We start from the raw sequence: 14,471 nt of genomic DNA, 5'->3' as shown, positions 1-14,471 counted from the left end.
TCCCATTTAAGATTGAATTTTGTTACAATAGGGTGATCGTAAAAAAAGGAGTCCTCCCATGAAAACAGATTTGTTGCCTGCTCCTCTCCTGTGGGGAGATAAACGGTTCCATACATGGAATTACGAAATGCGCGAGCAATTTCAAAATAAAGTGTTTAAAGTCATGCTGGATGCGGGTTTTACTTGTCCAAATCGCGATGGATCCATTGCCAAAGGGGGTTGTACCTTTTGTAGTGCACGCGGCTCAGGTGATTTTGCCGGACGTCGCCGCGATGATTTGGTCACCCAGTTCAATACGATTCGGGATCGCCAGCATTTAAAATGGCCCAATGCTAAATATATTGGCTATTTTCAAGCCTACACCAATACGTATGCCCCGGTTGAGGAACTACGAGAATATTTCGAGGTTATTTTGGAACAGCCCGGTGTTGTCGGTCTGTCCATCGCTACACGTCCCGATTGCCTGCCTGATGATGTAGTCGATTATCTAGCCGAGCTGAACGAACGCACGTACCTGTGGGTCGAAATGGGCCTGCAAACTGTCCATGAATCGACCTCTGAGCTGATTAATCGTGCTCATGATACTCAGTGCTATCTGGATGCTGTAGAAAAGCTACGTAAGCGGAATATCCGTGTGTGCGCCCACATCATTTATGGTCTACCGCAGGAGACGCATGAAATGATGCTCGATACAGGACGTGCAGTAGCTGCTATGGATGTGCAGGGCATCAAAATCCATCTCCTGCATCTCATGCGTAAAACGCCAATGGTCAAGCAGTACGAAGCCGGATTGCTACGCTTTCTGGAAAAGGACGAGTACATTAAGCTCATTGTAGATACCCTGGAGTTTTTACCCCCTGAAATGATCGTTCATCGGTTGACCGGAGATGCACCACGTGATTTACTGATGGGGCCTATGTGGTCGCTTAAAAAATGGGAAGTGCTTAACGGCATTGATAATGAACTAAAATCACGTGAAACGTGGCAGGGAAAATACTGGAGGAAATCTTAAATGGGATTCCTGTCTGTTCTGAGCTATGCTCATCAATTAGTAGCTGCGCGGGTGCAGCCAGGCGATACTGCTATAGACGCCACTGTCGGCACAGGAGCCGATACGTTGTTTCTGGCTAAAGCTGCTGGCAAACGGGGCCGCGTCTATGGGTTCGATATCCAGCAGGCAGCTTTGGATTACGCTCGTCGTCGGCTAGAAGAAGATTCTTCCTCTTCATTAGCAGAAGTATCACTATTGCTGCAAGGCCATGAGCAAATGCGGGAGGCCGTTCCAGATCTGCTGCATGGTAAAGTGGCTGCTGTCATGTTTAACCTTGGCTACTTGCCGTCCGAAGGCGCCGATCTTACGGTCATCACACATACAGACAGCACGCTCGTCGCACTTGAAGCTGCCTTGCATTTGCTGCGCCCGCGCGGTATTTTGACTGCCGTATTATATCCAGGACACGCCGGAGGCAGGGAAGAAGCGGAAGCGGTCCTTCAATGGGCTTCTGCCCTCCCAGTCTCCAGCGGTCAAAGCATTATTTACCGTCAATTACAACTAGACGCTTCGCCTTACGTAGTCGCGGTTGAAAAGAAATAATGTCGGGTTGTTAAACTCGCATATTTGGTAATGAGCGACTTTCTTAGCCGCCTTACATATATTTTTAGCGCCATATGGGTCTATTCATCCTGGTCTATTACCCAGCGGCACGTTTTGATTGCCTCATTCTGTTAGATCGTACTCATTACTCATTATGGAGGAGAGAAATCATGCTAAAGCCATACCCGCTGCAATTTCAACCTGAGTTCAAAGAGAGAGTTTGGGGAGGACGAGCCTTAGAACAATTTGGTCTGACCCCACCAGAAGGACATATTGGTGAAGGATGGATGATTGCCGATCATCCAAATGGAACAACAACGGTTATCAATGGCGAGCTGGCTGGAAAAGGACTGGATGAAATCCGCCAGACCTACGGACAGGATTGGCTTGGCGCAAAGGGCGTATCGAAAAAAGGCGGACGTTTTCCACTTTTGATCAAGCTACTGGATTGCAACGATGACTTATCCGTTCAGGTGCATCCGACGGATGATTACGCTGGACTTCCAGCAGGAGAATTAGGAAAAACCGAAATGTGGTACGTGCTTGATGCCAAGCCGGATGCCAAAATTATTTATGGTCTGACCGAAGGTGTAACCCGTGAAAGTCTGCGTACAGCTCTTGAAAGCGGAGATATCATGGGCAGTTTGCGTCAGGTTCCAGTTGAAGCAGGCGATACATTCTTCATCCCCGCTGGAACCGTGCATGCACTGTGTGCAGGTGTTGTGGTTGCTGAAATTCAGCAAAATTCGGATACAACCTATCGCTTATATGACTACAATCGCCCCGGTCTGGACGGCAAACCTCGTGAGTTGCACATCGAGGACTCCCTTAATGTAACTTCTTATGAAGGTGCAGGCGCAACAACGATGAAAACGGACGGCTTGCAGCCTGGAGAATGGCTCCAACTGGCATCCTGTGAGTATTTTGTTGTGGAAAAGGGTATCGTAGAGGGAAGTTGGACACTTTCTACAACGGAAGACAGCTTCACTATCCTTGTGATTTGCGAAGGCAGTGGAACCATAACATGGGACAATAATACGGAGTCTCTTTCCTGTAAAGCTGGAGATTGCTTCCTGCTCCCCGCTAATCTGGGCGGTTACACACTGAATGACGGAATGACCGTACTTAGATCTTATCTTCCTTAAAGCTTAAAGGATGTGATGTCTAATCATGCGGGAATACACCTTCACCATCGCTGAAGATGACGGAACAGAGCTTTTTGCTTACCGATGGCTACCCGAGCAGAATGTTCCCGTCAAGGGAATCGTTCAAGTTTCGCATGGCATGTGTGAGACGTCCTACCGCTACATTCGGCTGGCCGAAAAACTTACCGCTTCTGGCTACGGTGTGTATGCCAACGATCATATCGGCCACGGACGCACAGCTGGTGATCCTGATAAGCTCGGTATGCCGGGAGCCAATGCATTCAATCGAATGGCAAAAGGCATGCTGGAGCTAGGCGAAATTGCGGCCAAGGAATTCCCTGATCAATCTCGTTTTTTACTGGGTCACAGCATGGGGTCCTTTTTAACCCAGAAAATTATGTATGATGATCAGCAGTCGTATCACGGGTTTATTTTATCAGGGACCAACGGACGACGTAGTCTGCTGAAACTCGGAGAGCAGGTTGCCCTACTGCAAGCCAAACTGCAAGGAATGGATCATCGCAGCATGCTGCTCAACGCTATGGTCTTTGGCGGCTTTAACCGAGCCTTTCGTCCGGTGCGCACAGCGTTCGACTGGCTGTCCCGTGATCCTGAGGAAGTAGATCAGTTCGTGCACGACCCATTATGCGGAGCTATTTGCACGACAGGCTTTTTCCTCGATTTTTTCAGGCTTTTACAAGAAATCCACTGGCCTTCCTCGCTGCAAAACATTAATCCAAAACTGCCCGTTTATATTTTTGCCGGGGATCGTGATCCGGTGGGCTTGTTTGGAAAAGGTGTGTTGTCGCTAGTGGATATGTATCGAAGCCTGAAGCTTCAAGACGTGGAGTATCGCCTTTATCCTGACGGTCGCCATGAGATGTTGCATGAAACCAATCGTAACGAGGTAATGAGTGACATCGTGGACTGGCTCGACCGTCATATTAACACAGGAGCAACCTCTGTTTCCGGTTTTTCTAGAGCCTCCGAAGCGCCCTCTTTATCAGCTTCGCCCAAGTCATCATCCTAGTGAGGAATAAGCAAAAGAAACCTTTAAAGCACGATAAAAGTGGCTTTAAAGGTTTCTTTTGTATTCCTTTATATTTCATCAGGACATCATTTTTGAGTTAATTACCATGCATTTCGTTCTTTCAGGGAAGTAATATGAGCTATGTGATGTTTGCCATGCCAGGCATAGATGCCAATGTTTCGTTCCAGGCGGATCGTCTGGCCCGATTCAGGATGAATAAATGTTCGGTGTAGCTGATCTTCCCCTAACGAGCGTAACATGGTCACCCATCGTGCATGCAGTCCTTCCAGCAATTGCAACGAAGGTTCCAGTGGAAGCTCTCTGGCATCTGGTATTTCAGCCCAACGCCCTTCATCATAGGGTTTGATTGTCGGTGTATCCTCGGTCAGCGCCAGCTTAAAACGGATATAACTGTTCATATGGCTGTCTGCCAAATGATGAACAACCTGTCGAATTGTCCATCCTCCTTCGCGATAAGGCGTATTTAGTTGTTGCTCATTCAGTCCTTCGACCGCCTGACGCAGTTGTCCAGGCAATTCAGCAATGTCGTCGATCCATGTGATCAGCTGTTCTTCTGTAATGGTATCTGGAACCACGAACGGTCCAATCGGGTAGCGCAAGTCTTTGTCCAAAACAATTCCCGCCCTTCTCTATATCTGAATGTCTGCAATGCCTATAGCCTTATGTTAGTACTATGCAGGAAAAAAAGCAGACCCGCAAGAGTCTGCTTTTGTCATGCACGTACAGAGGAAATACACTCGCCTAATTTATTTTATCCTTCCAGCAACAATGATTCGGGATCTTCCAGCAATTCTTTGACCGTTACCAGGAACCGGACCGCCTCGCTGCCATCAATAATACGGTGGTCATAGGACAAGGCGATATACATCATTGGACGATTTTCCATGCGTTCCTCGTCGATGGCAATCGGGCGAAGTTGGATTTTATGCATTCCCAAAATACCCACTTGCGGTGTATTCAGAATTGGCGTAGACAGCAGGGAACCGAAAATACCTCCATTGGTTATGGTAAAGGTTCCTCCTTGCAAGTCTGCCAGAGAAAGTGAATTGGAACGAGCTTTGCTAGCCAAATCGGCAATGCTCTTCTCAATTTCAGCAAAACCAAGACGATCCGCATCCCGGACAACGGGAACGACCAAACCTTCCTTAGCAGATACAGCAATCCCAATATCATAGTATTTTTTCAGTACGATATCATCGCCATTGATTTCTGCATTCACAGTAGGGAAGCGCTTGAGCGCGCCAACCACTGCCTTCGTAAAGAAGGACATAAAACCCAACCCTACATCGTGTTTCTCCTTAAACTTATCTTTACGGCGTTTACGCACATCAAGAATGGCGGTCATATCCACTTCATTAAAAGTAGTAAGCATGGCGGCTGTTTGCTGTGCTTCAACAAGACGCTTGGCAATCGTCGCTCTCCGACGGGACATCCGCTGCCGCTCCACAGGCTTGCTGTACTCTGTTTGAGCTGGAGACGGTGACACAGGCTTGCTGGCAACGGGAGGCGCAGGTACAGATGCTGTACGTGATACTTCAGCACCATTATGCGTTTTTACGTCCTCCTGGAACACACGTCCAAGCGGGTCCTTTCCCTGTACCTGCTCCAGATTAATCCCGCGCTCACGCGCCAGCTTCCGGGCGGATGGTGATGCCGTCTGACCATTTCCGTCACTATTGGAGGGAACTGGCGGCGCAGACTTTTCTACTGCCTTACCGCTGCTTTCTACGGAAGTTGGTGAAGTTGCTACGGACGGCGCTTCAGGCGCTTGGGTCGCTGCGGCTTCTCCGGCACCGGTTGCTTCCGCGCCACTGCCGCTTCCGATCAAGCCAACAGCTTCACCGATAACCACAGTATCCCCCTCCTGACGAAGGATTTTCTGAACCACACCTGCTTCTTCCGCACTAATTTCCAGATTAACCTTATCAGTTTCCAGCTCCAGTAGAACATCTCCCTGTCCTACGGAATCTCCTTCCTTCACAAGCCATTTGGAGATTGTCCCTTCCGTGATGGATTCTCCCATTGCTGGCACTATAATGTCGCTCACAGCCGCTACCTCCCCAGTGTAATATTGTTTTTGGAATCCTGCTTCAACGCCGATTGAATAATTCGCTGTTGTTCTAGACTGTGTACTTGCTGATAACCACTCGCCGGGCTGGAACGATCCGGTCTGCCTGCGTAGCGAATTTCCGCTCCCTGTGGCACAACCTCTCGCAGACGAGGCTCCATATAACTCCAGGCTCCCATATTTTTAGGTTCTTCCTGAGCCCATACGAACTCCTTAACATGTGGGAAGCGATTGAAAATATTCCGAATTTCCTCTGCCGGGAAAGGATAGAGCTGCTCCACACGAATAATATGCAAGTGCTCTTCTGCCTCATTCCCGTTCTTATCTTTCTCTAACGCTTCCTCCAGATCAATGGCAATCTTGCCACTACACAATACAATGCGCTCTACCCGATCTGGACGTGATCCCAGACCAGGTTGCTCCAACACAGGACGGAATGTTCCCTCACTGAATTCAGAAGCAGGCGAAGCAACACGATTGTTGCGAATCAGGCTCTTCGGCGACATCATCACCAGCGGGCGAGCTTCCTCACTTTCGCTTAATGCAGCCTGACGGCGCAGCAGATGAAAATACTGTGAGGCGCTACTCAAATTGGCGACAGTCCAGTTATTTTGTGCAGACAGCTGGAGGAAACGCTCCAGACGTGCACTCGTATGCTCAGGTCCTTGTCCTTCGCTACCATGCGGCAACAGCATCACCAGACTGGATTTCTGTCTCCATTTGGCACGGCCAGCGGAAATGAATTGGTCGAAAATAACCTGCGCACAGTTGGCAAAATCGCCAAATTGCGCTTCCCAAATGACCAACGTTTCGGGAGAAAACACGTTATAGCCATACTCGAAGCCGAGGACTGACGCCTCAGACAATGGACTGTTATGAATACTGAACGAAGCACGCGCTTCCGGCAATGTATGCAGCGGGCAATGGGTACGCCCAGTTTCGGGCTCATGCAGCACAAGGTTACGGTGAGCAAAAGTAGCACGCTCCGCATCCTGACCTGTCATACGAATAGGCTTGCCGTCTGCTAGAATGGTGGCCAAAGCCAGCGTCTCTGCCAAGCTCCAATCTACCTTTTCACCCTCGTTCAGAGCTGTTTTTCTACGTTGTAAAATTCGTTCCAGCTTCGGATATACATGAAAAGCCTGTGGCCATTTGAGCAAGTTTTCATTGATTTGGCGCAGCTTTTTCAGTTCAACCGCAGTACGGACCGGAGAGCTCTGATTTTTTTTCCCCTTCACAGCTGTAAATTCAGGTTCCTCTTCTGGTTGATTTTTCACATGCTCATGCGCTTCCTTCAGTCGGTTTTGCACCTTCTCAATCAGAGCAGTACTAAATGCTTCATCAACTATGCCCTGCTTCATCAGCTTTTGAGCATACAATTTGCTAACCGTCGGATGATTCTTCACCTTACGATACACTAGTGGTTGTGTTGTTTCTGGATCATCGGATTCATTGTGACCATAACGACGGTAACCAATCAGATCAATCAGAAAATCCTTCTTGAAACGATTGCGGTATTCGCCAGCCATACGAGCCGCTGCAATACAAGCCTCGGGATTATCCGCGTTCACGTGTACAATCGGAATTTCGTAGCCCTTAGCCAGATCGCTAGCATAACGGGTCGAACGTGAATCAACACTCTCTGTCGTAAAACCCAGACGATTGTTCACAATAATATGCACTGTACCGCCATTACGGAAGCCGCGCAAATTGGTGAAATTGAGTGATTCGGCTACGATACCTTCACCCGGAAACGCCGCATCACCGTGCATAATAATGGTAGCTGCCTTGCTGACATCCAACTTCGGATAGCCTGCTTCACTGCGGTCTTCCTGCGCCGCGCGCGAAAAGCCTTGGACAACCGGATTGACATATTCTAGGTGACTTGGGTTGTTCGCCAACGTTAGACGGGCTTGCACGGCTTCCCCATCTTTTACAAAACGGTCTGCGCCCAGATGATATTTTACATCCCCAGTCCAGCCGTAATTAATTCCCGTGGAACCTTCCGACGGAATCAGATCCTTATTCGGTGAATGATGAAATTCAGAGAAAATTTTGCTGTAAGGCTTGCCCAGCACATGTGCCAATACATTCAGACGGCCGCGATGCGCCATCCCCATCAGGACATGACTTGCTCCTGCATTTGTGGTTAGACGAATAATCTCGTCGAGTACAGGGACAAGCACATCATTACCCTCGATGGAAAAACGCTTCTGTCCGACGAATGTTTTATGCAAGAACTCTTCGAACTGTTCTACTTCTACCAATCTGCCTAGCAATGACTTGCGTTCCTGTGTAGTGAGCGGCTTGGAGGACCAACCGGATTCAGCATAGCTATTCAACCAGCTACGTTCCTCCTCGTTATGAATATGACTAAATTCATAGGCGATCGGTCCTGTGTACGCTACACGTAGCCGTTGAATGGCTTCCCACCCGTTCAGTGTTCCCGCAGGAGCGTTATCCCATATTAAAGAGGCTGGAAAAGCCTTCAGGTCTTGTTCAGTTAAACCGTAAGATGCTGGATCAAGCAAACGTGTATCCTGCTCTGCATCCAATCCCAGTGGGTCAATTTGGGCGGCCAAATGTCCGTATTCACGGATATTCCACACCATTTTGCCCGCTGTAACCGCTTTCTGTAATATGTTTGAATCAAGGTGCCCCAGAGCACTTGTAGGGGGGCCTTGCAACTTGTTGTCTATCATGGAAGCAGCCGAATATTCGGATTGTGGCGGCTCGCCCCATTGATCAAACAGCTCGCGGTAAGCCGGATCAACTGTTCCGGGGTCCGCTACATACTTTTCATACTGGTCCTGCACATAACCTAGATTAGGTCCGTAATACGTCTGCCAAGGTACCTGTCTGCTGCTCTCTTCCATTGTCATCTCGTTCCCTCCGTCAAATTTTGAAATTCATAGCTGGACGGAAATCATTTTCATTTTGATGTTTTGTTAAATCTTTAATTTGAGTAATTCACACTATGTTCACATTATATGAAATCCATCATCAAAAGTCGAATTTCACAGTGCTTATTTCTCTTCCATTGTATAAAGTTTTCTAGCTATGAGCATTTCCTTTTTCTCAACATATCCATGCGTAAATGAGATGAATCGGGTTGTTCTGTAATTCTGCAGCCTTGATCATTTAAAGATTAGAATGTGGTATAAAAGGATATCCTAATCAAAAAAAGTTAACAACGCTTTCAGAACATACAACTTATCCGTAAGGCTTGTTATCGGTAATATGGGCAAAACCACAATGGAGATGATATTTAATTTCAGGAATCAAACACTTGGCAACTTAAATAACCAGCCACCGGATATCAACCGACGGCTGGTTATTTAAGTTATGTTGCTCTCATACTACGCCAAACGTTAAAAACAACTTTCCAGTCCAACCCACTATGATTATCGTTGACAGCAAAATTAAAAATGGTAGATGGCCGTTACGATGCAAATTCAAACTTAAAGTGACATTAAAGTCACTTTTCTGTACAATTTTCCTACTTTTCACTATTATTTTACTTAGGCATCTAAAAACCGCTTTGAAAGCGAAAGGGATGGAACTGTGACTGGACTAAAACAAATACTCAGAAACAAGAATTATGTCAGGTTTTTTCTGGCAACCTTCGCCTCACAAATGGGGGGAATTATCGGGGTTACTGCATTCATGTTTTATTTGTTGAAACGGTTTACAAATCAGCCTTACTATGCAACACTTGCCGAGTTAATGTATTCGCTCCCGATGCTGGTAGTATTTCTCGTGGTTGGAGTGCTGGCAGATCGGATGGACAGACAAAAAATTGCTGTTAATTGTGACTGGATTAGCGCTTTTTTATCTTTATGCTTACTTATTTTTATTTGGGTCGATTCGATTCCTTTGGTATTTGCCCTTCTCTTCATCCGTAGTGCTGCCTCCAAATTTTTCTTCCCAGCCGAAAGTGCCATTATACAGGGGATATTAAACGAAGAAGATTACACCATTGCCGCAGGCCTCAATCAAATGATGGGGAGTCTTTTCATGTTATTTGGAGGAACTTTGGGGGCCGTCGTCTACTGGCACCTTGGAATTACTGGAGCCATCCTCATTGATGCTGTTTCTTTTATTGTCTCTGCACTGCTTATTCGTTCCTGCAAAATTCCCAAGGAAGTACGCCTTCCGAACGGGGCACATCAATTTAAACAATTAAAATTCAAACTGGTCATGATCGATTTTAAACAAGGGTTTCTTTACATATTACGCAACAGACTATTGCTTTGGTTGGTTTCAGGCTTTTTTATGTTCGGTATTTTAAATGGTGGCTTTAGCGTTTTACCGATGTTTATTCTTAAATATAAGCTAGCTCCAGGTAACTATGAGCAGTATATGGTTTGGACAGGTATTATTTTTGGGGCTGGTGTGTTGCTTGGTACCCTAATCGCTTCGCTCATTTCCGCCAAGCTAAAGCTACACCAAATGATTGCAGCCGGAGTTCTGGTTGCCGGAATAGGTATGTGCATACTTGGATTTGTTAATCACCTCTATGCTTTTCTGATTATCAATTTTGTCATTGCACTGATCCTTCCATTCATTAACATCGGCATAGGAGGATGGCTGCCTCGTATTGTAGATCCTCAAATGATGGGACGTGTGCAAGGTTTGATTAATCCGTTAATGATGCTGTCCCAGTCACTTACATTAGGTTTCATTGCTGTAAGCTTTCCTTCATTTATTTCAATTGAGCTTTTGTTTTTATTAGTAGGGGTCTGTACCGTTATGGTAGGCATATATTACACTATTGTGCTTCCCCGTTATGCTGATTACAGCACTTCTTCTAAGACCCTTCAGGAATCTCTATAGGTAAATTAAAAAATCATAAATGGCAGCATTGAGAGATTGTTGATTTGCCACTTTTGCTTCCGAATCCCGTGCAGAAGTGGCTTCATCCTATCTCCCCTCAATACTTCACAAGTACATACATTTGTTGTCTACGACTATCTCGTCAAAACCCAGTAGAGACAAAGACTGATAGAGTATGTAATATACAAAAAAATGCCCGGCAGGCGCACTATCCGCACCTGCAGGACATTTGGATTATAATCGGAGTAGCGGGATTCGAACCCACGACCTCACCCACCCCAAGGGTGCGCGCTACCTAGCTGCGCTATACCCCGATGAACCAGTGTATGTAAACCGTTGCTGTTATTTACCATTATAATCTGGTCATAAAAGCCTGTAAAGGCATAATTTAGTCTGAGTGACGCAAAAAGTATAGACTAAAATCTGAGATCACAGGAGCTAACCATGCAGAGCAAAAAAATAATCATTTCCGCAGCATTATTACTTTTTTTAGTACAATTAAGCAATCCTATGTGCTATACCTTTGCACAGGATGAACTTGTCATAGATCAAAAAACGAAAGAGAGACTAGCAGAGCAATATGGCTTGGAAGAACCTCAGCCACCTACATCTGAGCAACAGCAAAAAATATTATTCGGAGCTGATTGGGGATTTAGTTTTCCTGTTAGTGCTGTTGTGCAGGACTTAATTAGCTTAACTCACGACCCACTTATATTTATTAGTCATCAATTGATTCATTCGCTAAAATCATAAGCCTTTTTTCATATATGGAAAATTCAATAATGTAAAACATTAGGATCATTTTTTTGTAGCAAGTTGCCTGCTGCCTGGAGTCATTTCATCCTTTTTTAAGAAGGTTTAATTCAATGGGGCCCCTACCATATAACCACAGCAGTTCATCGAATAAAAATGTCAGTCCATCCTTCGCGCGTAAGCGTTCGATAATCTCCGTGACAACTTGCATAACTTCCCCTTGTACACCCTCTGCCAGTTGCAAGCCTCCGCTCTCTCCATCCAGGTAAAGATGCGTATGATATGACTGCTCCACCTTCTTCACATGGCGCAAACACAGTATGCCATTTTCGAGGTAAAAGAAATATTGACAGTCATAAAGAACTCCTTCAAATATCTCATACATATGAGGGTAATCATACGGCCCCTGTACCATGGATACCCGCTCCAATTCTATTACCGATTCTGTCATACATCCTCGCTCCATTCCTTTGTTCAAAGTTTCTTATTTGCCAATAAGCTTTCTTTTACAGGTAGTTTTTCAAACTAGGCTGTTGAACGATAATTAATTGCTAATTGCAAAACCTTTTGATACGATAGGCATATTACTACAACGTTCACAAATAACATTTCAACAAACTAAATGCACATTACAGTGTTACTTTTGTTGTTTTCAGAATACATCCAACAGTGTTTATTGTCAATACTTTGATGTTTCTTTTTAACACTATAGAATGCATTAAGCTGGAGGAAAATATGATAAAGATTCATCTTTCCCGTATTATGGGTGAAAAACGGATAAATATTGCCGAGCTTTCCCGCATGACTGGATTACATAGAAACGGAATCACCAAACTTTACAACGAAGAAACAGACGGTGTGAAATTTGATACGCTGGATAAAATCTGTAAAGCTCTAGATTGCCATGTTCAAGATGTTATCGAGTATGTAGAGGATGATACAAATTAGTAAAATGGCACTTCTCTTGTTATGAGAAACTGTTTCAGTTAGGTTTAGAACCCATGGCGTACTCCCTGGTGAACTGATCGAATACTTGCCAGAAGACGACGAAGAGAGCCGTTAACATGTTAAGGGCTCTCTGTTTTTTGTATAATATTTAAAGTACTTTTTTACCGATCTTCCCACTCAATTAGATTTCACACCGTAATCCCTTTCTATAAGGTAATTTTAAATATATTTTTCCCACGTATGATAAATGTCCAATAAAGGATTAGGATTACGATCACCGTCTAAAACTCGATACATTTTATTCGTTAAGATCATGATCACATCCATATCTATTTCCTTAGACAAACCAGTGATAACAGGACGATTTACGCTAAAATAAGACTTTGGTTCCTGAATGATCCGCTTCTAACTCCAAAGCACTTTCACTTTGAATCTGTACATTCCCTAGATACCATTCCCAAATATCTATGTGCAAAAAGGTGGTTGCATTAATTTATATTCCATTTCAAAATCCCTTCTTGCTTTGCTATCTTAATTCGAAGAAAAATTCACGGTGACACCACCTGATACTAAGATCGTTAAAAGATCCATAAAATATTGCTGTGGTGAAAATCCATAACTTCTTTCTTCTTGATCCCATTCTTCCTCGAATCTTTCCAAGAAATAATGTGCGTTTTTCCAATGGATCGTGAACGGTCCTACTGCCCCAAAACCTCCACAAAGACAGTCCGATATACTGTCCAAGCTAAATCCAAAGTACCCTCCGGGCCCATTAATCGCTTCACCAAGTGCTATAAAAAATGTTGTAAAATCAAATATGTGTTCCCCGTCTAAGGTGTAGACTTCTCCTCGTTTATCCGGTCTGGCAAAATGATTAGATGCAGAATGTATTCTAGTCACGTTTAGCCATCCAGACCGTTCTTCGTTAGAAAAGCCTTGCCATATATTATTTTCAAGCGACTGAGAGCACTTTAAGAACTCCCATAATCTTAATTCAACAGGAGAGGGTTTCGTTTCAAGTATACCGGTTAGTTCCAGATTGAAGTTTCCTTTATTGTAATTTAGTTTATGGATTATAAAGGATTCAGGTAAATGATAATGATAGCTTCCAATCCCTTTTTCTTCATCATCTAAAATGACAATGTACAAGTTGGATACAGATTGTTTTGTCTTTGCTATGTTTCTTATGAATTCCTCATTAAAGACAAATTGTTCAAAAATGACCTTTTCATACGTTTCGACCATAATATCACCCGTTAGCCCAACCACATCTTGACAATAACCAACTGTAAGCCCACTTTCATCATCCATGACAGCAAATCTCTGCCTCATTTTGTATCATATCTCCTCACAATAATTTTAAAGAATGTAGCATTTAAGGTATCATTTTTAGCTTCCTAGGTAGAATAATCAATTATTTTGAAGCCGATAAGGTTTAAAGTCATCTATACTTTTTATTTTTTTTAGATCTTCTGCAGGTATTGCAAAATAAATTTTCTCCTTCTCGGACTTAAATGTTAACGAAGCATCATACTTCTTTTCAACAATCCACTGCTTTATTTCCAACATCTCTTGCAGATAATGAATGGTTGAGAAGTTACCTTTAATAAGAATTGTAGCGTTTGATGAGAATGCTCGGCTAACAGTAGAATAGCTTGGGATTTCATCGCGGTATATTATAGTATGACTTCCAAGACTATATATATCTACTATCACTTCTGCATCTGATCCTGTAACTTCCTTTACTGTTTTGGTCACGGCTGTTTTTACCTCATCCATCCAAATAGAACAGGCATAGTTATCCATCATTTGCCCATAATAGTCTTCATCCACCAAAAAAGAAATCCCTGAGCCAGAGATCACATTAGCTATAAATTTATCATTCTTAAGGTCATAATCTACTGAGTCAATTTTCCAGTGCATAGTGTACATTTTATGTAGGTAGTCAGCTACGTCACTCCGGAATTGGACTCTTTTTATCGGACTTCCTGTAGTAATTGAAACAAATATGTATAAAATTACAATAATTAATATTAACCAAAACCCTTTTTTTAGCACTCGTTACCCCTCCTTTTA

13 protein-coding genes and 1 tRNA gene are annotated in these 14,471 nt (G+C 44.3%); 7 read left to right on the top strand and 7 right to left on the bottom strand.

Going from position 1 to position 14,471, the window contains the following annotated elements:
* Positions 1-58 precede the first annotated feature (58 nt).
* The 4 genes from mnmL (at position 59) to HFE01_RS02655 (ending at position 3,769) form a co-directional block, all read left to right on the top strand.
* On the top strand, positions 59-1,012 hold the full coding sequence (gene mnmL / locus HFE01_RS02670) for a tRNA modification radical SAM protein MnmL/YtqA (protein ID WP_013370065.1): 954 nt from the start codon (positions 59-61) through the stop codon (positions 1,010-1,012).
* Entirely contained in the window at positions 1,013-1,594 is a 582-nt protein-coding gene (gene mnmM / locus HFE01_RS02665; protein ID WP_107733940.1) for a tRNA 5-(aminomethyl)-2-thiouridylate-methyltransferase MnmM, read from the top strand. It begins immediately after the preceding gene.
* 170 nt (positions 1,595-1,764) lie between these two features.
* Positions 1,765-2,739, top strand: a complete 975-nt coding sequence (locus HFE01_RS02660; RefSeq protein ID WP_019686638.1) for a type I phosphomannose isomerase catalytic subunit — start codon at positions 1,765-1,767, stop codon at positions 2,737-2,739.
* Between the two features lie 25 nt (positions 2,740-2,764).
* Positions 2,765-3,769 carry an alpha/beta fold hydrolase gene (locus HFE01_RS02655; protein ID WP_167438205.1) on the top strand — a complete coding sequence of 335 codons (1,005 nt, stop codon included), beginning with the start codon at positions 2,765-2,767 and terminating at the stop codon, positions 3,767-3,769.
* Between the two features lie 101 nt (positions 3,770-3,870).
* Here the strand turns inward: HFE01_RS02655 and HFE01_RS02650 are convergent, their stop codons facing one another.
* The 3 genes from HFE01_RS02650 to HFE01_RS02640 all read right to left on the bottom strand — a co-directional run bounded on the left by HFE01_RS02650 (position 3,871) and on the right by HFE01_RS02640 (position 8,740).
* Entirely contained in the window at positions 3,871-4,401 is a 531-nt protein-coding gene (locus HFE01_RS02650) for a YfiT family bacillithiol transferase (RefSeq protein WP_016820583.1), read from the bottom strand.
* 140 nt (positions 4,402-4,541) lie between these two features.
* Positions 4,542-5,837, bottom strand: a complete 1,296-nt coding sequence (gene odhB / locus HFE01_RS02645) for a 2-oxoglutarate dehydrogenase complex dihydrolipoyllysine-residue succinyltransferase (protein ID WP_017426623.1) — start codon at positions 5,835-5,837, stop codon at positions 4,542-4,544.
* A gap of 5 nt (positions 5,838-5,842) precedes the next feature.
* Entirely contained in the window at positions 5,843-8,740 is a 2,898-nt protein-coding gene (locus HFE01_RS02640) for a 2-oxoglutarate dehydrogenase E1 component (protein WP_016820587.1), read from the bottom strand.
* 682 nt (positions 8,741-9,422) lie between these two features.
* Here HFE01_RS02640 and HFE01_RS02635 point away from each other — a divergent pair.
* Positions 9,423-10,694, top strand: coding sequence for an MFS transporter (locus HFE01_RS02635; RefSeq protein WP_016820590.1), 1,272 nt, complete (start codon positions 9,423-9,425; stop codon positions 10,692-10,694).
* Between the two features lie 240 nt (positions 10,695-10,934).
* Here HFE01_RS02635 and HFE01_RS02630 read toward each other — a convergent pair.
* Positions 10,935-11,008 (bottom strand) — tRNA-Pro (locus HFE01_RS02630).
* A gap of 130 nt (positions 11,009-11,138) precedes the next feature.
* Between HFE01_RS02630 and HFE01_RS02625 the strand changes: the two genes are divergently transcribed.
* A complete protein-coding gene (locus HFE01_RS02625; RefSeq protein WP_017426622.1) occupies positions 11,139-11,447 on the top strand; it encodes a hypothetical protein in 309 nt (102 codons plus the stop codon).
* A gap of 85 nt (positions 11,448-11,532) precedes the next feature.
* Here the strand turns inward: HFE01_RS02625 and HFE01_RS02620 are convergent, their stop codons facing one another.
* A complete protein-coding gene (locus tag HFE01_RS02620) occupies positions 11,533-11,898 on the bottom strand; it encodes a hypothetical protein (protein ID WP_019686635.1) in 366 nt (121 codons plus the stop codon).
* Between the two features lie 284 nt (positions 11,899-12,182).
* Here HFE01_RS02620 and HFE01_RS02615 point away from each other — a divergent pair, with 284 nt between their 5' ends.
* Entirely contained in the window at positions 12,183-12,395 is a 213-nt protein-coding gene (locus HFE01_RS02615) for a helix-turn-helix domain-containing protein (RefSeq protein WP_016820594.1), read from the top strand.
* A gap of 531 nt (positions 12,396-12,926) precedes the next feature.
* On the opposite strand, the gene HFE01_RS02610 is transcribed toward HFE01_RS02615, so the two are convergent.
* The gene (locus HFE01_RS02610; RefSeq protein WP_017426620.1) at positions 12,927-13,727 is read right to left on the bottom strand and encodes a barstar family protein; all 801 of its coding nucleotides are present in this window, start codon (positions 13,725-13,727) and stop codon (positions 12,927-12,929) included.
* Positions 13,728-13,805: 78 nt separating this feature from the next.
* The gene (locus tag HFE01_RS02605; protein ID WP_017426619.1) at positions 13,806-14,453 is read right to left on the bottom strand and encodes a hypothetical protein; all 648 of its coding nucleotides are present in this window, start codon (positions 14,451-14,453) and stop codon (positions 13,806-13,808) included.
* Positions 14,454-14,471: the final 18 nt, after the last annotated feature.

The organism is Paenibacillus sp. EKM10P, assembly GCF_011800655.1.
GTDB lineage: Bacteria > Bacillota > Bacilli > Paenibacillales > Paenibacillaceae > Paenibacillus > Paenibacillus polymyxa.
Note: the sequence above shows the minus strand (reverse complement) of the source record. Positions and strands in the feature narration are given on the sequence as shown.